The sequence below is a fragment of the Streptomyces sp. ActVer genome (genome assembly GCF_027270795.1).
In the GTDB taxonomy this organism is placed as follows: Bacteria; Actinomycetota; Actinomycetes; order Streptomycetales; family Streptomycetaceae; genus Streptomyces; species Streptomyces umbrinus_A.
The window spans coordinates 15,671-35,867 of record NZ_JAPWHT010000051.1; the positions used below are offsets into that span (position 1 = coordinate 15,671).

General features: G+C 68.9%; 17 protein-coding genes and 2 pseudogenes. 10 read left to right on the forward strand and 9 right to left on the reverse strand.

The genetic code is table 11. The features are described 5' to 3' along the window. The first annotated feature begins 171 nt into the window (after positions 1-171). A complete protein-coding gene (locus tag O3Q52_RS11490; protein WP_269648687.1) occupies positions 172-933 on the forward strand; it encodes a phosphoglyceromutase in 762 nt (253 codons plus the stop codon). Positions 934-1,011: 78 nt separating this feature from the next. On the opposite strand, the pseudogene O3Q52_RS11495 reads toward O3Q52_RS11490, so the two are convergent. Next, positions 1,012-1,617, reverse strand: a pseudogene (locus tag O3Q52_RS11495) (tyrosine-type recombinase/integrase); the annotation flags it as partial. Positions 1,618-1,836: 219 nt separating this feature from the next. On the opposite strand from O3Q52_RS11495, the gene O3Q52_RS11500 reads away from it, so the two are divergent. Continuing rightward, entirely contained in the window at positions 1,837-2,727 is an 891-nt protein-coding gene (locus O3Q52_RS11500; RefSeq protein WP_269648688.1) for a MerR family transcriptional regulator, read from the forward strand. A 1,356-nt stretch (positions 2,728-4,083) separates the two neighbouring features. On the opposite strand, the gene O3Q52_RS11505 is transcribed toward O3Q52_RS11500, so the two are convergent. The 7 genes and pseudogenes from O3Q52_RS11505 to phoU all read right to left on the reverse strand — a co-directional run. Further along, complete coding sequence (locus O3Q52_RS11505) at positions 4,084-4,434, reverse strand: hypothetical protein (protein ID WP_269648697.1); 351 nt, start codon at positions 4,432-4,434, stop codon at positions 4,084-4,086. A 232-nt stretch (positions 4,435-4,666) separates the two neighbouring features. Next, on the reverse strand, positions 4,667-5,176 hold the full coding sequence (locus tag O3Q52_RS11510; protein ID WP_269648689.1) for a hypothetical protein: 510 nt from the start codon (positions 5,174-5,176) through the stop codon (positions 4,667-4,669). A gap of 839 nt (positions 5,177-6,015) precedes the next feature. Then, positions 6,016-6,252 carry a hypothetical protein gene (locus O3Q52_RS11515; protein WP_269648698.1) on the reverse strand — a complete coding sequence of 79 codons (237 nt, stop codon included), beginning with the start codon at positions 6,250-6,252 and terminating at the stop codon, positions 6,016-6,018. 165 nt (positions 6,253-6,417) lie between these two features. Beyond that, positions 6,418-6,915 (reverse strand): DUF6082 family protein, encoded by a 498-nt coding sequence (locus O3Q52_RS11520; RefSeq protein WP_269648690.1) that lies wholly within the window; start codon positions 6,913-6,915, stop codon positions 6,418-6,420. Positions 6,916-7,228: 313 nt separating this feature from the next. Next, complete coding sequence (locus tag O3Q52_RS11525; protein WP_269648691.1) at positions 7,229-8,320, reverse strand: TerD family protein; 1,092 nt, start codon at positions 8,318-8,320, stop codon at positions 7,229-7,231. Positions 8,321-8,574: 254 nt separating this feature from the next. Beyond that, the gene (locus tag O3Q52_RS11530) at positions 8,575-8,727 is read right to left on the reverse strand and encodes a hypothetical protein (protein WP_165450230.1); all 153 of its coding nucleotides are present in this window, start codon (positions 8,725-8,727) and stop codon (positions 8,575-8,577) included. A gap of 297 nt (positions 8,728-9,024) precedes the next feature. After that, positions 9,025-9,648 (reverse strand): annotated as a pseudogene (phoU, locus tag O3Q52_RS11535) (phosphate signaling complex protein PhoU); the annotation flags it as partial. 353 nt (positions 9,649-10,001) lie between these two features. Between phoU and O3Q52_RS11540 the strand changes: the two are divergent. Both O3Q52_RS11540 and O3Q52_RS11545 read left to right on the forward strand, forming a co-directional pair. Then, positions 10,002-11,279 carry a cell wall metabolism sensor histidine kinase WalK gene (locus tag O3Q52_RS11540; protein ID WP_055617832.1) on the forward strand — a complete coding sequence of 426 codons (1,278 nt, stop codon included), beginning with the start codon at positions 10,002-10,004 and terminating at the stop codon, positions 11,277-11,279. Beyond that, complete coding sequence (locus O3Q52_RS11545) at positions 11,276-11,956, forward strand: response regulator transcription factor (protein ID WP_033322296.1); 681 nt, start codon at positions 11,276-11,278, stop codon at positions 11,954-11,956. Before O3Q52_RS11540 ends, O3Q52_RS11545 begins: the two co-directional genes overlap by 4 nt. A 216-nt stretch (positions 11,957-12,172) precedes the next feature. Here the strand turns inward: O3Q52_RS11545 and O3Q52_RS11550 are convergent, their stop codons facing one another. Continuing rightward, positions 12,173-12,856, reverse strand: coding sequence for a DUF461 domain-containing protein (locus tag O3Q52_RS11550; RefSeq protein ID WP_269648692.1), 684 nt, complete (start codon positions 12,854-12,856; stop codon positions 12,173-12,175). 758 nt (positions 12,857-13,614) lie between these two features. Between O3Q52_RS11550 and O3Q52_RS11555 the strand changes: the two genes are divergently transcribed. The 6 genes from O3Q52_RS11555 to O3Q52_RS11580 form a co-directional block, all read left to right on the forward strand. Beyond that, positions 13,615-14,097 carry a CarD family transcriptional regulator gene (locus tag O3Q52_RS11555; RefSeq protein WP_003953493.1) on the forward strand — a complete coding sequence of 161 codons (483 nt, stop codon included), beginning with the start codon at positions 13,615-13,617 and terminating at the stop codon, positions 14,095-14,097. A gap of 344 nt (positions 14,098-14,441) precedes the next feature. Continuing rightward, entirely contained in the window at positions 14,442-15,194 is a 753-nt protein-coding gene (gene ispD / locus O3Q52_RS11560) for a 2-C-methyl-D-erythritol 4-phosphate cytidylyltransferase (RefSeq protein WP_266758854.1), read from the forward strand. Next, the gene (gene ispF, locus O3Q52_RS11565) at positions 15,184-15,705 is read left to right on the forward strand and encodes a 2-C-methyl-D-erythritol 2,4-cyclodiphosphate synthase (RefSeq protein WP_269648693.1); all 522 of its coding nucleotides are present in this window, start codon (positions 15,184-15,186) and stop codon (positions 15,703-15,705) included. The genes ispD and ispF overlap by 11 nt, the downstream gene beginning before the upstream one ends. A 260-nt stretch (positions 15,706-15,965) precedes the next feature. Beyond that, the gene (gene cysS, locus O3Q52_RS11570) at positions 15,966-17,363 is read left to right on the forward strand and encodes a cysteine--tRNA ligase (RefSeq protein ID WP_269648694.1); all 1,398 of its coding nucleotides are present in this window, start codon (positions 15,966-15,968) and stop codon (positions 17,361-17,363) included. A 122-nt stretch (positions 17,364-17,485) separates the two neighbouring features. Further along, positions 17,486-18,442 carry a 23S rRNA (guanosine(2251)-2'-O)-methyltransferase RlmB gene (rlmB, locus tag O3Q52_RS11575; protein WP_269648695.1) on the forward strand — a complete coding sequence of 319 codons (957 nt, stop codon included), beginning with the start codon at positions 17,486-17,488 and terminating at the stop codon, positions 18,440-18,442. 216 nt (positions 18,443-18,658) lie between these two features. Beyond that, positions 18,659-20,197 (forward strand): DoxX family protein (locus O3Q52_RS11580; RefSeq protein WP_269648696.1); only part of this gene is annotated, 1,539 nt, incomplete at its 3' end.

Consider the following 20,197-nt stretch of genomic DNA (forward strand, 5'->3'; position numbering starts at 1 on the left):
GATCCCCCACGGATGTAAGCGGCTGGAGCGGTAGGCACACATTACGAATCCATCGCGTGGGAGGGCCAGCCATTTAACAGATCCCGTCAACTGTCCGGCTGCCGGGCGGATGCGTGTCCGGCTGACGGGCGGGCGCGCAACGGATCAAAGCCTTGGATTACGCTCATGCGCATGGCCGACGCACCGTACAAGCTGATCCTCCTCCGCCACGGCGAGAGCGAATGGAACGCGAAGAACCTGTTCACCGGCTGGGTGGACGTCAACCTGAACGAGAAGGGCGAGAAGGAGGCGGTCCGCGGTGGCGAACTCCTGAAGGACGCCGACCTCCTCCCCGACGTGGTCCACACGTCCCTCCAGAAGCGCGCGATCCGCACGGCCCAGCTGTCGCTGGAGTCGGCGGACCGCCACTGGATCCCGGTCCACCGTTCCTGGCGCCTGAACGAGCGCCACTACGGTGCGCTGCAGGGCAAGGACAAGGCGCAGACCCTCGCGGAGTTCGGCGAGGAGCAGTTCATGCTGTGGCGCCGCTCGTACGACACACCGCCGCCGGCCCTTGAGGACGGCACGGAGTTCTCCCAGTCGGACGACCCGCGCTACGCGACGATCCCGCCGGAGCTCCGCCCCCGCACGGAGTGCCTGAAGGACGTCGTCGTCCGCATGCTCCCGTACTGGTACGACGGCATCGTCCCCGACCTCCTGGCCGGCCGCACGGTCCTGGTCGCGGCCCACGGCAACAGCCTCCGCGCCCTGGTCAAGCACCTGGACGGCATCTCGGACGCGGACATCGCAGGCCTGAACATCCCCACGGGCATCCCCCTCGCCTACGAACTCGACGCCGACTTCAAGCCGCTGAACCCGGGCGGAACCTACCTGGACCCGGACGCGGCCGCGGCTGCGATCGAGGCTGTGAAGAACCAGGGCAAGAAGAAGTAGGGTTTGTGATCATGCCTCTGAGCTGCGCATACGGCGCGACTCAGGGGCATTTTCATGCCGTGGAACCTCTCTGGAACCTCAGTCCGTGTGATCTTGCGGCCGGAGAGCCTGCCCAAGAGCCTTCCGAGCCCGCTCCCGGCTGCTCGGCATGAGGTGCGCGTACACCTTCAAAGTCAGACCGGGGTCCGAGTGTCCGAGGTACTCAGCAAGGGCCTTGATGCTCTCCCCGGCGTCCAGGAGCACGGATGCGTAGAAGTGCCTGAGCGCGTGCATGCCGTGCTCGCGAGCGGCTGCGTGCTCACGGCTCTTGGCAGTCGGGATGACGCCTGCCTTCGCGAGAGAGGGCTTCCAGTGGTCCTCATTCAGCGACGTGCGCCAGACGTGCCCGCCGTTGGGGCCCGTGAAGATGAGCCGCTTCGTCATGGACTGCCCGTTGGCCCGCATCCACGGCAAGGTGATCTCTACCGGCGGGAACCGCTTGATGTGCTCCTTGAGCGCCTCTGCCACGGGATCGGGCAGTGGTACGTCACGGAGCTTGCCGCCCTTCGGCGGAGCGAACACGGCCTTGCTCAAGCTCAGTTTGAGTTGCTGCACCACATGCAGGGTGCCGTTGTCGAAGTCGATGGAGTCGACCGAAAGCCCAAGGATCTCGCCTTGCCGTAGACCGCAACCGGCGCCCACGTCGGTGTCGGCGGTCAGTGGGAATTCCCCAGCGGCGGCCACTTGGCGGGGAGCTATCTGGCCGCCGGTGGTCACTCTGCGTTCCCGGGTGGTTCGTCGTTCTTGATCGGTCCCGGCGGCAGCTAGGGCCTGGCTCCGGTGGCACCTGGATGGGGTTGTTGCACATGCCGTAGCGGCATGTGGTGGGGTCGGGGCACCACAGCACGAAAGGCTCTGTCTGCTATGTATCCCTCCCTCACGCCTCCCCGGCAGGTCAAGATCGGTGATGCCGCTGCGTTCGCCGGGATCACCCCACGCGCCATCCGCCACTACCACGAGATCGGTCTGCTGCCGGAGCCCGAGCGCGGCGGGGACGGCCGCCGCCGCTACGGCTATGACGACATGATCCGCCTGCTGTGGATCCGCAAGATGGCTGATGCCGGTATCAGCCTGGACGACATGCGGGCCGCCTTCGGCGGAGCCCGGGACGAAGCTGGAGATGAAGCCCTGGACCAAGCCCCGGATATCGAGTCGGTCCTGAGCAGGCTGGAGGAAACCTTGGCGGCGCAGGAGGCCGCCATCAAACGTCGGCGCGCGGCTGTCCAGCGCCTGCAGGCGGTGGGCAGCCCGCTGGGGCTGCTCTCCGAACTGGTCACGGACCGGCTCAGCCACCTGCCCCCGGGCGCGTTGCGCCCCTCCGATCTGGACGCCCTGCTGGTCACGGGACGGATCTTCGGGCCGCTGGGCGCCGCCATCCAGGCCGGCATGTTCATCGTGCTGGCCACCCACCCCGACCTGCGGGCCGAGGAGGACCGTCTTGAGGCGGCCGAGGCCGCCCTCGACGACGGCGTCGAACCCGACGACCCGCGCGTCGAAGCGCTCGCCGTACAGCGATGCGCTCACCAAATGGCCCTGAATCAGGCCATCGAGGCAGCTGGTCTCGACGCGGCCGAGGAGAAGATCTTCGAGATCTACGACGCCGACCTGAAAGGGGAGGAGGGCACAGAGATGAGTGCCGCCGCAGCGATCACCAAGATGCCTTACGACTTCTCTCCTGCCCGGATGCGCTGCGTGGAACTCGCCGGACGGCTCGTCGGCGAGGCCCTTGCCGACGCCCACTCCGCGGACAGCTGATCGCCTGTGCCTGGCACTGACGTGGCCCGACAACCGGTCGCGTTCATCCGCATGTGACCGGTCGGGGCAGACGTCGAGCCCGGGCCGTAACCAAGAGTGACATCACAACTGGCCGTACGTGGGGATTCCGAACTGGCCGCTGACACTTGTGCACCAGACCACCGGACAAGCGGCTGAAACACACGCGTATGGATCATGCCTGTGTTTCAGCCTCCCCATATCGAGAGCCAGCCACAGGCGAAGAGGCCACCCCCGCGCGGGTGTGGGTGGCCTCTTCGGTCGCCAGACTCAGGGGTCAGTGTCCGCAGCGTCCGCAACCCCCGCTTACTAAGAGCCGGTCTGACCTGCGGAAACCGGCTCTTGGTGGCGGTGCGTGTCTGGACGCTGGTGGACGCTGAACGTTTTGTTTAGCGTCCACAGGAACAGTGCGGGTCAGGAGGGGGTCGGGGGTCCGGCGGACGCTGCGGACGCTGTTTTCCCTTAAGTCTCAGGATGGACAGGAACGGCTCTTCAGGCGGGGCAGGATCGCGGTGCGCCCGGCGGTCCTCCTACTGAAGAGCCTCGGGGGAGCCACGCAGAGTGGGAGGGGCCCGGCTGCGGCGCCCACGTCTGCCGTCTGCCCCTTGGAAGGCCGCTCCGAGGGGTGCACGTGGGTGCCGCAGCCGCGCACGGTGCTCGCCTCGGGTGGCGGCCGTCGCGCGCGAGCGCAGCGAGCTGCCAAGGGATGCGCGGCCGTAGGCCGCTCCTTCTCGCCTTTCCCTCGATGCGCCGGGCGCGGGAGCTCCCGACGATAGCGACGCGGAGCGCACCCTCGAAGTGCCGTATCGAGCGGATTCCGGAGGCTGTACTGGTTGGCCGCTATCCGCTAACACACTGGTCACCAGGGGTTTTGGTCGCTATCAGTGCCGACTCGCGGCGAGGCCCGGACGGCACCCGCCGGGCGGCCGGTAGGGCTCGCAGTACAGACGCCATGGGGCGTGCCGAATGGAGCCTTGCCGGAGGGTGCCGCAGATGGACCTCTATCGTCTAGCGCCATGGTCAGGCACGGTGTGGACCGCTAGCGGAGCCTCTAGCGCTAGAGGGGTGTGCCCCTGGCGCCAGAGGCCACGACGGGCCCCCAAGGCGGGACCTCTCTGGAACCTCCGACGATGACCGACGACGACCGACGACGACCACCAACCGCTCAGCCGCAGGTCAGTTGGGGCGTGCACCCCTCTGACCAGGACCGAAAAACGGGCCCGCCAGACCCAGGGCAAGAAGAAGTAGGCACACACCTGAAAGCCCCCGCCCCGCGGTTTCTCCGCGGGGCGGGGGCTTTTGGCATGGGGAAGGTCCCGGCCGGTGGGCACGTGTGTGTCAGGTGGCCCGGCCGTCGCCGGCCTCTCGGTGCATGCCCGTGCACAGGGCCCAGACGACGAAGATGTTGACGGCGACCAGGGTCAGGGCCCAGAGCGGGTAGTACGGCACCCACAGGAAGTTGGCGAGTGCGCCCAGGCCTGCCACGAACACACCGAAGAAGCGCGCCCAGAGTGCTCCGGTGAGCACGGCGCAACCCGCGAAGACGATGACGATTCCCAGGATGAGGTGGACCCAGCCCCAGCCCGTCAGGCTGAACTCGAACACGTAGTTACGCGTCGAGACGAACAGGTCGTCCTCGGCGAGGGCCGCGATTCCCTCGAAGATCGCCATCGCGCCACCGAACATCATCAGCACTGCCGCGAAGACGGTGGTCCCGGAGGTGGGCCCATGCCAGGGGTGGGGGCCGGCCGCGCCGGCCGATTTGGGCTGGGTGGCATAACTGGCCATACCGGCCTCCTCGGGTCGCAGAGCCATCCGGTCCAGCTCCGATCACCCGGACCGGCTCGATCCCCGATCTCAGCGTGGCACGACGTCATTGGGTCGGCATTCCGAAGCCGCGGTGCGACTTCGTCGATCTTGGTTACGGCGGGCACTGCCCCAGCCGGAGCTGGGCGTGGACCGATTCCATCGGCCTTGCCTTGGCCCGTGCGGCAAGGTCCTCGAAATAGAGCATTGCCTTGGTCGTGAGGGTGCGCTCCTTGTAGATGTACGGAGCCAGGACGTCCCACATGTTCACGATGTTCAAGCCGTAGGAACCGATGATCAGCCGTTCCTCGACCACGCCGTGGGTAACGAGCTTGCCGACGTCGTCGTAGAAGAGGCTGATGCGGCGGATGTCGCGCTTCACCTCGGACGGGAGTGCCCTGTATCCCTGGTCGGGTGGGTGATCGGCCGCAAGGCGTGTGGATATGTACTCGATCGCCTTGGAGAATTCAGGTTCTCTGGTTTCCCTGAAGAGCTGGATGACGATGGGCAGGACGTTGGAGTTCTGTGCCAGTCGCAGCTGGCGCCGCGAAACAGCCACCGAAGTGGTCAAGGCGATCACGGCCACCAAAACGGCCACGAGGTTCAGTGCGAGCGACAGGCTCATGTTTCGAGGCTAGCCACACCGAAGGGCCGGACGCAGGGCGTCTCCGGCCATTGCGATGCGTTCGTCTCGGGGCAGCTCATGCCATCGACTGGCTCCACACAAGGGGCATCTCCCCCTGGGGGAAGGGGAGTTGATGGTCGCGGCCTCGCGGAGCGGGAGGGCCGGTTCTGCGGGTGATCAGGTGGTGGGAGCGGGGCTGCTCGATGGCTCGCTGCGGCCCACGGAAGTCTGGTGCCGTTGCTCGACCCACTGGCGGAGCTCCTCGTCGCCGACCCGCTCGACCGCTGCGAGCAGTTCCTGCCGGGCCCCTTCGTCACGGTTGGATTCAGGCAGCAGTTGATACCGGTTGATGGCTCGCCGGAGGACCGGAGGACCTCACGTGACTGCGCTGCCAGTACATAGCGGGGGCCGTGTGCGAACACCTGGCGAAAACCGGTGAAGAACAGGGCCCCGCCGGCGATGAGAGCGGTCAGCCATGCCGGGGCGCCGAGTCCCGCCGCCACCACCGTGGACGACGACGTGGCAAGTGCGCCCAGTTCGCTCAAGCGATACCAACGACGGGCCGAGTCCCGCGTTTTCTCGTAGAAGGCCAGGTCGCCCTGAGCCAGGGCGAGTACGGGGTCGGGGGAGTCCAGCCAGGTGTTGGTATCCGGTGTCCTTCGGCGCATGGCTCCATGGTGTCCTCACGAGGACCTGTATGGAACACGTTGTCGCCCGGAGTGCCCAGGGGGCACCCGGCGTGCAAGGCGAGGCGTGGCACGTCACCCGCCGGACTGCGAAGGGCGGGTGACGCGGCCGGCTCGGCCTCCGGAGGGCTCGGGACCTACGGAGAGGGCCCCTCAGACGTCGGGGATGTCTGCCTTGGCGCGCAGCAGAGTGTCGCGGGTGATCACCACGATCCTCTCGTGCCCACCTCGTGAGGCATCGGCGGGAAGGCGGCCGTCGAGCAGGTCGGTCTTGTCGGTTCCGATGACGGCGAAGCTGCCGTCGGAGAGTTCGAAGATGTCGGGGCACGCCTGGCCTCCAACGCTTCCTCTCTCGACCGGGGATGCCCCGACGCGGCGAACGATCTTCAAAATGGTTCGGTCCTTGCCATGATCGAAGTGATGGTCGGCGCCCAAGTTACCTCTGTGGCAAGGCAGTTGTGACGTACCGATATCCGGCGCGCAGACTTCACCCGGAAGGGTGCATATATGCATCTCCGATGGCACAAGTTGTTTCGACTCTGACGGCTCAACTTGTCAGTTCTCAGGTGTGTCTCCGACCACCCACCAGTCCTCCCCGTCCGCCTCGGCGTCGTCCAGGGCCGCCACGAGAGCGTCGACCATCCTGCCGAGTTCGGCTTCCTCCGAGTCCGCCACCAGGCTCGCCCTGTGATGCCGGGTCGCCTCCCAGTACTCGCGCATGGCGCGGCTCTGGAAGATGTAGCGGAGGTGACCGTGCAGGTCGGCCAGGCTGAGCACGCCGAGCTGGTACCCCTGATAGGCATGCTGGTAGAGGTCGTTCGCGAACAGATGCCGACGCTGGGTGTCCGGACGCAGATCTCCCTCGTACGCGTCGAGCACCGGAAGGAGCGACGGATCCTCGGTGGCCCGCCCGATCAGCCGGTGGTGGTCCCGTCGGTACTCGGTCAGCGTGTCCCGTCGCTGCTTCTCCCGAGCGAGGGCTTCGAGCCGTCGTAGCGAGACGTGGATACGGAACGCCGTGACGAGTACGCCTGCGACGCGCGCGGCCGCCACGACATGCTCCACCGACACGGCGCTTCGATTCCGACCCCCAACCCTGCGTGTGACCATGTGTTTCCCCGCTTCGGTGCTGCCAGCCGCTCTGGCCGTCCGATTGACACGGCACCCAGCGGCACACGTCCCAGGCTGCCCGTTCGGCCAACCCGGCGGCAGTGCGGACAGGCAGCGCACGGAGGTAGCAATCCGCCACAAGCCCCGCTGTCGTGCTTTCCCTGTGCCCCCGAGCGCCGTCATGAAGTGCCGGTCGGGACGCGTAAGCCCTTGACGGCGTCCGGCACAGTCCTCATCCGGGCCGGCGAGCACGCTGTCAGCGCCTCTTGAACTCCACCGGGCCGCCGTTCATCTCGATGGTGCCGTCCGGGTGCAGGACCGGGCGGCGTTCCGTCATACGGGCGCTGTAGGCCTCGATGTGCTGGATCGCCGCCCCCTTCTTGGCCTGGCCCCCTGCGCCGCCCGTGCCCCGAGCACGGTCGGTCGTGCCTCCCGGTCGCAGCGGCTCGCCCTGCGGGGCGTGACCCGCCTTCACCAGCGTGCCCGGTGTCTTCGCGCCCCCGCGCAGGGCCTTCGACGCCGGTACGAACAGCGCGTACAGATCGAGGTCCGCGCCCTTCCTCCGGCGCTGCTCGCTTCCGCCGTCCCACTCCAGGGACGCTGTGACCACGAGCTCGCGGTCCTTCTTGTCCAGGCCGATCGAGACCTGACTGCCCTTGTCGAGACTGATGGCGCCGAGCGGCGGTTTCACCAGGTTCATCGTTGGTGCGGGTGCGGGTGCGGGTGCGGGTGCGGGTGCGGAGACACCCGCCGGGGCGTCCGTGTCGTACGGGGATCCGGTCCCGTCCACGTCGAGCCGTCCGGGCGCCTCCGACTCCTCCGGCCCCTCCGGTTCTTCCACCCGTACCCCGAAGTCCGTGGCCAGACCCGCCAGCCCCTCGGCGTACCCCTGCCCGATGGCGCGCAGCTTCCACGACGGTCCCCGTCGGTACAGCTCCAGCAGGAGCACAGCGCGTTCGCCGTCCGTCAGCGGAGGCGGGCGGAAGAGGACCGGATCGGCGCCGTCCTGCATCGCGCGGACCATGACCTCCTTGACCTCGCTGAAGGTGCGATTCGCATCGTCCGGGTCGCAGCTTGCGACCAGCACCACTCGGTCCACGTCGGCGGGCAGCGCGGACGGGTTCACCTCGACGCGTTCGGGGCCGGTGCCGTCGGCGGCGACATGGCGGACCGCGCCCGATTCGGCGGAGGGCTGGTTGTAGAAGACCATGTCGTCGTCGGACCTGACCCTGCCGTCCGCGGCGACGAGCAGGGCGCTCAGGTCGACCGGGTCACCCACCACATGCAGTTCGGCGGTGATACGTCCGCTCCCCACCTGCGTGTTCGCGCCCTTGCCGAGCTCCGCCATGCCCGCCACCCCACCCGTGACCCGCGCGCGTCCAACGCGATGGCTGTCGCGCCACCCTGTCACATCGGGCCATGGCTCAATAGGGATTCGGACACGAATGCGGACCGCACCGAACCGACACGCGGACCGGCGCTCCACCGTGATGGAGGCCGTACGTACGAAAGGGCCCCGCACCTGAAGTGGGGCCCGTTCGCAGTCATACGTCATACGTCATACGTCGTCAGCGGTGCCGGCGCGTCAGCGCACCGGCACGGTCAGCCGCACTGGCACGGATTGCCGGACTGGCACCCGCATCCGCAGCCCGAGCCGCAGCCGCAGGCGCCGAAGAGCGGCAGGCTCTTGATCTCGGCGGGCTGCTCGGTCTCGCGGTCCTGGGTCGGGTCGGGCGTGGTGGGGGATTCGGCCATGGGTCCCTCCTCGAAGGCTTGTGCCTACGCCCATTGCATGCCCACCCGGTCGGGCGCATCAACGGCGCACAGAGGCTCGCGCGCCCCCGCACCGTTTCGATGCGCCCGGCGCGCACCGCCCAGGGGCGGGGCTCTGTCAATGTGCGGCTCCGCCGCGCGGGCGCGGCCGGCGCGGGATCACCCGCACCCGCCCATGCACCTCATCAGCCCCGCCCCCGTAGGCGCCGCCCCACCGCCGGGGGCCTACGCCCCTTCCACCTGCGGCGCCGACTGAAGCTCGTCCGCGTGCTCGCCCGTCACCAGGTACACCACGCGGTTGGCCACGGACACCGCGTGGTCGGCGAACCGCTCGTAGTAACGGCCGAGGAGCGTGACGTCCACGGCCGTCTCGATGCCGTGCTTCCAGCGGTCGTCCAGCAGGTGCTGGAAGAGCGTGCGGTGGAGCAGGTCCATCGCGTCGTCGTCCTGCTCCAGCTGCAGCGCGAGGTCGACGTCCTTGGTGATGATGACCTCCGCGGCCTTCGCCATCAGGCGCTGCGCGAGCTGGCCCATCTCCAGGATCGTGGCGTGCAGGTCGTGCGGGATCGCGCGCTCCGGGAAGCGGAGCCGTGCGAGCTTCGCCACATGCTGGGCGAGGTCGCCGGAGCGCTCCAGGTCGGCGGACATGCGCAGCGAGGTGACGACGATCCGCAGGTCGGTGGCCACGGGCTGCTGTCGGGCCAGCAGGGCTATCGCCCGTGCCTCCAGGTCGTGCTGGAGATCGTCGACCTTCTGGTCGCCGGCGATCACGCTCTCCGCCAGCTTCAGGTCGGAGTCGAGGATCGCCGTCGTCGCGCGACCGATCGCCGAGCCGACGAGACGGGCCATCTCGACCAGGCCCTCGCCGATCGAGTCAAGTTCCTCGTGGTACGCGTCCCGCATCAGGATGTCCCTCTCTACGTCTGCATTCGGGGGTTCAGGGGGCTAGGGCCTGTGCCGAGAGTGTCGTCTGCCGGCCCTTCGGGCGGACGCCGCCACTTTCGAGACAGGCCCTCGAACCCCACGCTCCCACGGTCCGGCCTGAACGCGTCGGTTTCCGCCCCGTCAAATGAACCATCACTGGCCCCCAGGTGAACTCTGGGCGACAGCGCCTCTTCTCCCTGGTGGGAGGTCCCTGCATCCCGCTCGTACGAAGTGAACCAGCATGGTCCCCAGAGTGAACTCTGGGCGACGAGTGTTCGAGTCGACCCTCGGACGGCTGTGACCCGGGCGTACAGCGTGCCTAACCTGGAGCCATGGACGTGAACGCGGCGGTCGCCGCAGCGGCAGCGATCGCCGGTGTACTCACCGGTGTCATCGCCATGCTGGCGTTCCGCTGGAGCGAGCGGGAACAGAAACGCCCCACCCGCACCTCCCTGCACACGGACCCGGTGCTTCCGCCGGGCGTGGACACGGTCCTGTCCGTGCTCCGCTCCTCCGCGGTCGTCCTCGACGAGGCCGACGCCGTGGTCAAGGCCAGCTCGGCAGCGTACGCCCTCGGTCTTGTCCGGGGCGGAAAACTGGCCGTCGAGCCGATGCTCCAGATGGCGCGGGACACCCGCAGGGACGGGGAGATACGGCAGGTCGAGCTGGACCTGCCCCGGCGGGGCACCGGCCGCGGCGAGGCACTCGCCGTGTCCGCCCGGGTGGCGCCGCTCGGCTCCCGGCTCGTACTGCTCCTCGTCGAGGACCTCACCGAGGCCCGCCGCATCGAGGCCGTACGACGCGACTTCGTCGCCAACGTCAGCCATGAGCTCAAGACCCCCGTCGGCGCGCTCTCGCTGCTCTCCGAAGCGGTCATGGGCGCCTCGGAGGAACCGGAGGCCGTCGAGCGCTTCGCCGGGCGGATGCAGATAGAGGCAACGCGCCTCACCAACCTCGTCCAGGAGCTCATCGACCTCTCCCGGGTCCAGAACGACGACCCGCTGGAGGACGCCGAGCCCGTCCGCATCGACGAGCTGGTCGCCGAGGCGATCGACCGCTGCCGCCACCAGGCCGGCGCGAAGCAGATCACCATGGCCGCCGGTGGTACCGCCGACCTGAGTATCTGGGGCAACCGGGGTCAGCTGGCCGCCGCACTGGGCAACCTCGTGGAGAACGCCGTCAACTACTCGCCCGCCCGCACCCGGGTGGGCATAGCCGCGCGCCGGGTGACCGCGCCCGGCGGAGACCTCATCGAGATCGCCGTGACCGACCAGGGCATCGGCATCTCCGACAAGGACAAGGAGCGCATCTTCGAGCGCTTCTACCGCGTCGACCCGGCCCGCTCCCGCGCAACCGGCGGTACGGGGCTGGGGCTCGCGATCGTCAAGCACGTGGCAGCCTCGCACAGCGGGGAGGTCACGGTGTGGAGCTCCGAGGGTCAGGGCTCCACCTTCACCCTGAGGCTGCCGGAGGCGGGCGCGGCCCGCGACCGCGCGACCGACGACCAGACACCCGGACTCGACGAAGACGACGAGACCGGTCAGACCGACGGGACGACCACCGTCTCATCCCCGTACGAACCGTTTTCTGCCCCGGAGGTCCTTCCGTGACCCGAGTGCTCGTCGTCGAGGACGAGGAGTCCTTCAGCGACGCTCTGTCCTACATGCTCCGCAAGGAGGGCTTCGAGGTCGCCATCGCGACCACCGGGCCCGACGGACTCGACGAGTTCGAGCGCAACGGCGCCGACCTCGTCCTCCTCGACCTGATGCTGCCCGGACTGCCCGGCACGGAGGTGTGCCGCCAGCTGCGCAGCCGATCGAACGTCCCGGTGATCATGGTCACCGCCAAGGACAGTGAGATCGACAAGGTCGTGGGGCTCGAAATAGGAGCCGATGACTATGTCACCAAGCCCTTCTCGTCCCGCGAGCTGGTGGCCCGTATCCGGGCCGTCCTGCGCCGCCGCGGCGAGCCCGAGGAGGTCACCCCGGCGGCCCTGGAGGCCGGTCCGGTCCGTATGGACGTGGACCGCCACGTGGTCACCGTCTCCGGCTCCAAGGTCGACCTCCCCCTCAAGGAGTTCGACCTCCTGGAGATGCTGCTGCGCAACGCGGGCCGCGTCCTGACCCGCATGCAGCTCATCGACCGCGTCTGGGGCGCCGACTACGTGGGCGACACCAAGACCCTCGACGTCCACGTCAAGCGCCTCCGCGCCAAGATCGAGCCGGACCCGGGTGCCCCTCGCTACCTGGTCACGGTCCGCGGGCTGGGCTACAAATTTGAGCCCTGAGTCGCCACGCTGATACGGTAAGTGACCCTCGCCGTCGGGTGGACGGAGAGGCTAAACGCTTGTGGAGCGTTGGTAAGACCCGGAGCGATCCGGGCGCGATGCTGTGAAGCAGGAATCCCCGTGAGGGTGCACCAAAAGTTCGAGCCGTAAAGCTCAGGACCGCCAAGGGCGGGAACCGACAACCAAGGTTCCCGCCCTAGACGTTTCCGATGATGCTCACTGGCCTGCGGCCGACTCCGAAGCCGTCGCGCTCGACGAGGCCGCGGTGCCGGAGGGCTCGGAGCCCGCCTCGCCGGTCGCGCCCGACGCGGACCCGGACGGGGAGCCCGAGGGCGACCCGCTCGCCGAGCCCGAGCCGGAGGGCTTCGCGGACGGCGTTGTGGGGATCTCGGTCGGGCCCCACTTGGAGAAGTAGCTCTCGGCGGGCACGACGAACGCCCTCAGCGTCACGTCACCGGTCTTGCTGAAGGTGAAGGTGACCGGCTGCGCGTCACCGTCGTCGAAGGCCTCACGGCTGCTCTCCAGTACGGCGGAGGCGTTGCCCTTGCCGCCGAGGATCACCGAACCGCCGGCCGGGATGGTCAGTGCCCCCGAGCCCTTGGCGGGCTTGATCGTGGCGGGCTTGGAGATGCCCTCCACGGCGATGGAGTCGAGCGTCTGGGCGGTGGGACCCTCGTTGAAGAGGGTCGCGGAGACGACGGCGGGGCCGGTCGACTCCAGTTCGGGCTGGGTGACGACGACGGCATTGTGGATCTCGATGTCACCGACGCTGGTGGCGGCGTTGTCCGGCTTGATCTCCAGCGTCTGGGCCTTGTTGCCGGCTCCGCACGCGGCGAGCGAGGCGACCGAGAACGCGATGGCGGCGGCGGCGAGTCCGCCGCGTCGAAGGCTGCTGCTCACGGCGGCGGCAACTCCTTGAACGTGGGCGAAGCAGAGCGGCTCCTGCATAAAGCCGCCCTAAGGGTCTGTCAGCGGCCTTAGGTTACCGAGCCGTTCCCGCGCCACCGCACCCGACCCGCCTCTAGCGGCCGGTGGGTGCTGTCCGGCCGGGTCGAGCCTCCCGTTGTCCTTCCCCCGTCCGCCCCTGTCCTCCTCTGTTGTTCTCGCCGCCCGACGCACTCGGCGGTTGCATTGGGCGCGCACTGGTCCGCCATTCACATAAGAAGCATCGGTAAGTCGCCCGTCCGGCTCTTGCGGATATCGCGGAAGGAATGCATGGCGATCCCGGAAATCGATCTTCGGCCGGTGTTCCGTCGATCTTCCACGGATCTTCCACGGATCTTCGATCGATCTTCGGCCGACTACTCGCGCCGACTCTCCGGCTGATCTCCGACGCGCCTTCGGCCGCCGTGATCAATTCCGGATTCCTCTCGCACGCGACTCCGCTCACCGAACGGAGTAGCGGAACGTGAGCCCTCGGAACCCGACAAATCTGGACGTTCAGGCACGTGAGCGGGGTCTCGGGGTGTTGTAACGTGCGCGTTTCCCTTCGCGTGGAGAGCCGCTCCGACCTGCGAATACCGTCCTCCGCTACCCCTCCGCAGCACGTTCATGTCGCGATTGTCAAGCCCCGAGATATGCCCTGACCTGCGAAAACGCCATTCAGAACGCGCGGTTTCCGTGTTACTCTGGATAGCCACGGAAGGGGTACCTGTCACATGACGTTCAAGGTTGGCGACACCGTGGTCTATCCCCATCACGGGGCCGCGCTGATCGAGGCCATCGAAACTCGCCAGATCAAAGGCGTGGACAAGACCTACTTGGTGCTGAAGGTCGCCCAGGGCGACCTGACGGTGCGTGTGCCAGCGGACAATGCGGAGTTCGTCGGCGTGCGTGATGTGGTCGGTCAGGACGGGCTGGACCGGGTCTTCGAGGTACTGCGCGCGCCGTATGCCGAGGAGCCCACGAACTGGTCGCGTCGTTACAAGGCAAATCTCGAGAAGCTCGCCTCCGGCGATGTCATCAAGGTTGCGGAAGTGGTCCGTGACCTGTGGCGTCGTGAGCGCGAGCGTGGACTCTCCGCCGGCGAGAAGCGCATGCTCGCCAAGGCCCGCCAGATCCTGGTGAGCGAGCTCGCCCTCGCGGAGAACACGAACGAGGACAAGGCCGAGGCACTGCTCGACGAGGTCCTCGCGTCCTGACGCCCGTCTGCGCTCTGATCGCTTTCTGACCAGAGGCGAAACGAGCGGTTCGGCGCAATGAAATGCCGCGGTGCCCGATGACGTATCCATTGTCGCCGGGCGCTGCGGCATGTTCGTACCCGGATACCTTGCTCTCGGTGCCCCCGAACATTCATGCCGATCATTTCTCGGCGAACATTCACGGCCCCGATACTTGGCGTGCCGGGCCCGGGCAGCGGCTCGACCGAATGTCACGGAAGGGTCCGGTCAAGGCGTCGCGCCCGGCACTCCCCCAACCTTCGGTCGGGGGTACCACGCCCAGGCCATACCCACGTCGGCCGAGCACACAAACCTGACAGGAACCGATGTCTGACGATTCGCGCCCTTCGCCGTCCGAGGCCCGTACGGCGGCCGTGATTCCGGCCGCCGGCCGGGGCGTACGCCTTGGTCCGGGCGCTCCCAAAGCGCTACGCGCGCTGAATGGCACCCCCATGCTCATCCACGCGGTACGCGCCATGGCCGCGTCCCGTGCCGTCTCCCTCGTCGTCGTCGTGGCTCCGCCCGACGGAGCCGCCGAGGTGAAGACACTTCTCGACGCGCACGCCCTGCCCGAGCGGACCGACTTCCTCGTCGTGCCCGGCGGAGACAGCCGGCAGGAGTCCGTACGGATAGGGCTCGACGCGCTGCCGCCCGGGATCGACATCGTGCTCGTGCACGACGCCGCGCGTCCGCTGGTGCCCGTCGACACGGTCGACGCCGTGATCGAGGCCGTACGGGACGGGGCTCCCGCCGTCGTGCCCGCGCTGCCGCTCGCGGACACCGTCAAACAGGTCGAGCCCGCGGGGGTGGCCGGGGAGCCCGAGCCTGTCGTCGCCACGCCGGAGCGGGCGCTGCTGCGGGCCGTGCAGACTCCGCAGGGGTTCGACCGCGACACGCTCGTGCGTGCGCACGAGACCGTCACCGAGAACGTCACCGACGACGCGAGCATGGTCGAGCAGCTCGGGCTTCGGGTGGTTGTCGTGCCCGGGCACGAGGAGGCGTTCAAGGTGACGCGTCCCCTGGATCTGGTGCTGGCGGAGGCCGTTCTGGCACGGCGGAGGTTGAACGATGGCTTCTGAGGGGTCCGGGCGTTCCGAGGGATTTGAGGGGCCCGTGCTGCCGCTCGTCGGTATCGGCACCGACATTCACGCCTTCGAGGAAGGGCGTGAGCTGTGGTGCGCGGGGTTGAAGTGGGAGGGGGAGGGGCCGGGGCTGGCCGGGCACTCCGACGCGGATGTCGTCGCGCATGCCGCCTGCAACGCGCTCTTCTCCGCGGCCGGGATGGGGGATCTCGGGCAGCACTTCGGTACGGGGCGGGCCGAGTGGGCCGGGGCTTCGGGGGTTGTGCTGTTGACGGAGGCGGCGCGGATCGTTCGTGCCGGGGGGTTCACCATCGGCAACGTGGCCGTGCAGGTCGTCGGTCCTCGCCCCAAGATCGGCAAGCGCCGTGACGAGGCGCAGAAGATTCTTTCCGATGCTGTGGGGGCGCCGGTCTCGGTGTCCGGCGCGACCACGGACGGGCTCGGGTTCCCCGGGCGGGACGAGGGGTTGATGGCTGTGGCCACGGCGTTGGTGGCTCGGGTGGGGTGACTTGCTCGGGGGCTCCGCCCCCGAACCCCCGCTCCTCAAACGCCGGAGGGGCTGGTTTTCAGCCCGTCCGGCGTTTGAGGAGCGGGGCCGTTCAGGCCGATGCGGGGGTCTGGGGGCGCAGCCCTCAGGGACGGGACGGGTAGGGGCGGCGGGGGCGAGAAAAAGACTGGGCGGGGCGCCCGCGGAGCGGATGTCACGAATCGTGAGCCATGTGTCGGAAGGGTCTCGGGGCACTGGTCGTCGCCCACTACCCTGGAGGGGTGACTATTCGCCTGTACGACACCAGCGCCCGGCAGATCCGTGACTTCACCCCGATCACGCCGGGTTGTGTCTCGATCTACCTCTGTGGCGCCACCGTGCAGGCGGCCCCGCACATCGGGCACATCAGGTCCGGCCTCAACTTCGACATCATGCGCCGCTGGTTCGAGCACCGCGGCTACGACGTGACGTTCATCCGGAATGTCACCGACATCGACGACAAGATCATCTGGAAGGCCGCCGAGCAGAACAGGCCGTGGTGGTCGATCGGTTACGAGAACGAGCGGGCGTTCAACGACGGCTACACGGCCCTGGGCTGCCTCCCGCCGACGTACGAGCCGCGCGCGACCGGCCACATCACCGAGATGGTCGAGATGATGCGCACGCTCATCGAGCGCGGGCACGCGTACGAGGCCGAGGGGAACGTGTACTTCGACGTGCGCTCCCTGCCCGGTTATCTGTCGCTGTCGAACCAGGACCTGGACGAGCTGCGCCAGCCCGCCGGGGAGGGCGAGACCGGGAAGAGGGACCCGCGGGACTTCGCGATGTGGAAGGCCGTCAAGCCCGGCGAGCCGAGCTGGGAGACGCCGTGGGGCCGGGGCCGGCCCGGCTGGCACCTGGAGTGCAGCGCCATGGCCCACAAGTACCTGGGCCCCGCCTTCGACATCCACGGCGGTGGCATCGACCTGATCTTCCCGCACCACGAGAACGAGATCGCCCAGGCCAGGGGCTTCGGCGACGAGTTCGCGCACTACTGGGTGCACAACTCGTGGGTCACCATGAGCGGCGACAAGATGTCCAAGTCGCTCGGCAACTCCGTACTCGTCAGCGAGATGCTCAAGGCGTGGCGGCCCATCGTGCTGCGCTACTACCTCGGCACCCCGCACTACCGCTCCACCATCGAGTACAGCGAGGAAGCACTGCGGGAGGCCGAGTCCGCGTTCGCGCGGATCGAGGGCTTCGTGCAGCGGGTGGTGGAGAAGGCCGGGGCCGTCGAGCCCGCGGCCGAGGTCCCGCCGGCCTTCGCCGAGGCGATGGACGACGACCTGGGCGTCCCGCAGGCCCTCGCCGTCGTGCACACCACGGTCCGCCAGGGCAACAGCGCGCTGGCCGCCGACGACAAGGAGGCCGCGGTCGCACGGCTGGCCGAGGTCCGCGCCATGCTCGGCGTCCTCGGACTCGACCCGCTCGACCCGCACTGGGCGGGCGAGAGCGACCGCGGCGAGGATCTGCACGGAGTCGTCGACACGCTCGTACGGCTGGTGCTGCAGCAGCGCGAGTCCGCCCGTACCCGCAAGGACTGGGCCACCGCCGACGCCATCCGTGACCAGCTCAACCAGTCCGGGCTCGTGATCGAGGACGGCCCGCAGGGACCGCGCTGGACACTCGGCCCGCGCTGACCGTTTCCTTGATCGATTGTGCCGCTCGGGTGTCCGGGCGGCACACTCGTAGACGCACGACATTTCACAGACACGTACACCACGGACGTACGCACGTACGTCTTCACACAGACAGGTAGGTCATGGCCGCTAACAACCGCCGCATGTCCGGCAAGAAGGGCGCGCAGGTCGGCAGTGGCGGCCAGCGACGCCGGGGCCTGGAAGGCAAGGGTCCGACCCCGCCCGCCGAAGCGCGCAAGGGTCACAAGAAGAACCGCATCGCCAACGCCACCGCCAAGGCCAACGCGAAGCAGACCGTGCGCCGCCCGTCGCCGCGCGGCGGCCGGGGCGGCAAGGGCACGTCCGAGATGGTCGTCGGGCGCAACTCCGTCGTCGAGGCGCTGCGCGAGGGCGTCCCGGCGTCGATGCTCTACGTCCAGCAGTTCATCGACAACGACGAGCGGGTGCGCGAGGCGCTCCAGCTCGCCGCGGACCGCGGCGGCATCCACCTCATGGAGGCCCCGCGCCCCGAGCTGGACCGTATGACCAACGGCCTCAACCACCAGGGGCTCGTCCTCCAGGTCCCGCCGTACGAGTACGCGCACCCGGAGGACCTCGCGGCCGCCGCGTACGACGAGGGTGTGGACCCGCTGATCGTCGCGCTCGACGGTGTGACCGACCCGCGCAACCTCGGTGCCGTCGTCCGGTCCGTCTCCGCGTTCGGCGGTCACGGTGTGGTCGTGCCCGAGCGCCGTGCGGCCGGGATGACCGCCGGTGCGTGGAAGACGTCCGCGGGCGCCGCCGCCCGTACGCCCGTCGCCCGCGCGTCCAATCTGACCCGGGCGCTGGAGGCGTACAAGAAGGCCGGCCTCATCGTGGTCGGGCTCGCCGCGGACGGGGAGGCCGAGGTCGGTGACCTGGAGGCCCTCGGCGGTCCCGTCGTCATCGTCGTCGGCAGCGAGGGCAAGGGGCTCTCCCGACTCGTGGGTGAGACCTGTGACTTCAGGGTGCGGATCCCCATGCCGGGTGGCACGGAGTCGTTGAACGCGGGTGTGGCTGCGGGAGTTGTCCTGTACGAGGCCTCGCGGAAGCGGGCCTAGTACCGGTTTGGCTGCCGCCGGGTCGTGGTGATCCGCGGGTGCGTGGGGGCTGGTCGCGCCCCGCGGCGGAGCCGCATGTGTCACAGCCCCGCACCCCTTACGGGGCCCGGTTCCGCGTCCTTGAACGCGGTGCCGGGCGCCGCTGTTTGATCTTGACGGGGTCCGGACAGATCGGGCCGGTCAAAGCAGTGTCCTAAACACACGTCACTCGGTTAGATGAGTGTGGACACCAGAACACCCCGCACACCCACGGGGGACCGCTCGTTGGGATTCGACGACGCTCCCGCGCTGAGCATGGTGAAGGTGCCGAGCGATCCGGCGCAGGTCATCGTCAATCATGCGAGCTTCCGCGTGCAGCTGAACGCCGCCCCGCGGGCCCAGTCCCCGCGCCCCGCGCGGCACTTGAGCTCGGGCGAGGACACCGCGCGCATCCCCGTCGTCGGAACCACCTCAGGCACCCGCCGCCGCGCGCCCGTCGTCTGGAGCGGGAAGTCCGCCCCCGACGACACCGGCGCCACCCGGCTGTTGCAGGCGGTGCGGAGCACGAGTCTGCGGCACGGCGCCGAGGCGCCCGCGGGCGACGGCGGCGCGACCCAGGTCATCCCGCGCGTCGGCGAGGGCGGACCCCCCGGGTTCGACGTCGACGCCACCGTCGAGACACCGACCGTCCGCGGCCCCGAGACCCGCCTCCTGCCGCAGATGCGCAGCGCGGGCAGCGCGTACGACGAGCTCGACGAACGCCCCTACGCGGAGGGCGAGTTCGAGGACGACGACTCCTACGACGCCGACGAGTACCGGGACGAGGACGACAGCGCGCTCAAGCGGCACGGCGCCGCCCCCGTGCGCCACGGGTACTACCCCGGCCGCCGGATGAACCTCGGCGTCGTCCTGCTCCCGCTGCGTGTCTTCCTCGGCTTCATCTCCATCTACGCCGGCATGGGCAAGCTCTGCGACCCCGTCTACTTCGACGGCGGCAAGCGCGGCTCCATGGTCAAGTGGCTCAACTCCCTGCACCCCTGGGAACTCGCCGAGCCACTGCGCCAGTTCGCCCTCGAACACCCCGTCGGCGCCGGACTCCTCATCGCCTTCTTCCAGGTCATCGTCGGCGTCCTCACCGTGCTCGGCCTGTGGCAGCGGGTCGCCGCGGTCGTCGGCGCGCTGCTGTCGGCGGCGCTGCTCCTCACCGTCAGCTGGAAGTCCGTCCCCGCCTACGACGCGCCGGACATCATCTACCTCGCCGCCTGGTCCCCGCTGATCATCGCGGGCGCGCCCGTCTACTCCATCGACGGCCGCCTCGCAGGCGAGGCCTGGCGCACACTCGGACCGCGCGCCGACATCTGGGAGCTGCGCAGCCGCGTCCTGCGCCGGGGCGCGCTCGTCACGACCATCGTCGTCGGACTCACCCTGCTCATCGGCTCGTTGCTCGGCGGCGCCGTCCGTGACGCCGACCGCGTGGTCGTCCCCGGCCCCGGCGAGGCCCCGCGCAACGAACTGCCCGGCTCCCCCCTTCCGGAGGAGCCCGGCCAGCGCCGCCAGAAGGAGAGCCCCTCGGCGGCCAACTCGCCCACCCAGGGCGCCACTTCCGCGAGTCCCTCGGGCGCCGCGACCACACCGGGCGCGGCCCGCGAGACAGCGGGCGCCGGTGCCGGGCAGCCCAGCCAGACACAGGGCTCCGGTCAGGCCCCGCCCCAGCAGTCGGCCCCGCCGCAGGCCCCCAGCACCAGCGCCGGTCCGTCCTCCTCGGGCGGCACCAGA

Coding starts and splice junctions, on each gene's coding strand:
- O3Q52_RS11490 (WP_269648687.1), top strand. CDS start 172: ATGGCCGACGCACCGTACAAGCTGATCCTCCTCCGCCACGGCGAGAGC.
- O3Q52_RS11500 (WP_269648688.1), top strand. CDS start 1,837: ATGTATCCCTCCCTCACGCCTCCCCGGCAGGTCAAGATCGGTGATGCC.
- O3Q52_RS11505 (WP_269648697.1), bottom strand. CDS start 4,434: ATGATGTTCGGTGGCGCGATGGCGATCTTCGAGGGAATCGCGGCCCTC.
- O3Q52_RS11510 (WP_269648689.1), bottom strand. CDS start 5,176: ATGAGCCTGTCGCTCGCACTGAACCTCGTGGCCGTTTTGGTGGCCGTG.
- O3Q52_RS11525 (WP_269648691.1), bottom strand. CDS start 8,320: ATGGCGGAGCTCGGCAAGGGCGCGAACACGCAGGTGGGGAGCGGACGT.
- O3Q52_RS11530 (WP_165450230.1), bottom strand. CDS start 8,727: ATGGCCGAATCCCCCACCACGCCCGACCCGACCCAGGACCGCGAGACC.
- O3Q52_RS11540 (WP_055617832.1), top strand. CDS start 10,002: ATGGACGTGAACGCGGCGGTCGCCGCAGCGGCAGCGATCGCCGGTGTA.
- O3Q52_RS11555 (WP_003953493.1), top strand. CDS start 13,615: ATGACGTTCAAGGTTGGCGACACCGTGGTCTATCCCCATCACGGGGCC.
- ispD (WP_266758854.1), top strand. CDS start 14,442: ATGTCTGACGATTCGCGCCCTTCGCCGTCCGAGGCCCGTACGGCGGCC.
- ispF (WP_269648693.1), top strand. CDS start 15,184: ATGGCTTCTGAGGGGTCCGGGCGTTCCGAGGGATTTGAGGGGCCCGTG.
- rlmB (WP_269648695.1), top strand. CDS start 17,486: ATGGCCGCTAACAACCGCCGCATGTCCGGCAAGAAGGGCGCGCAGGTC.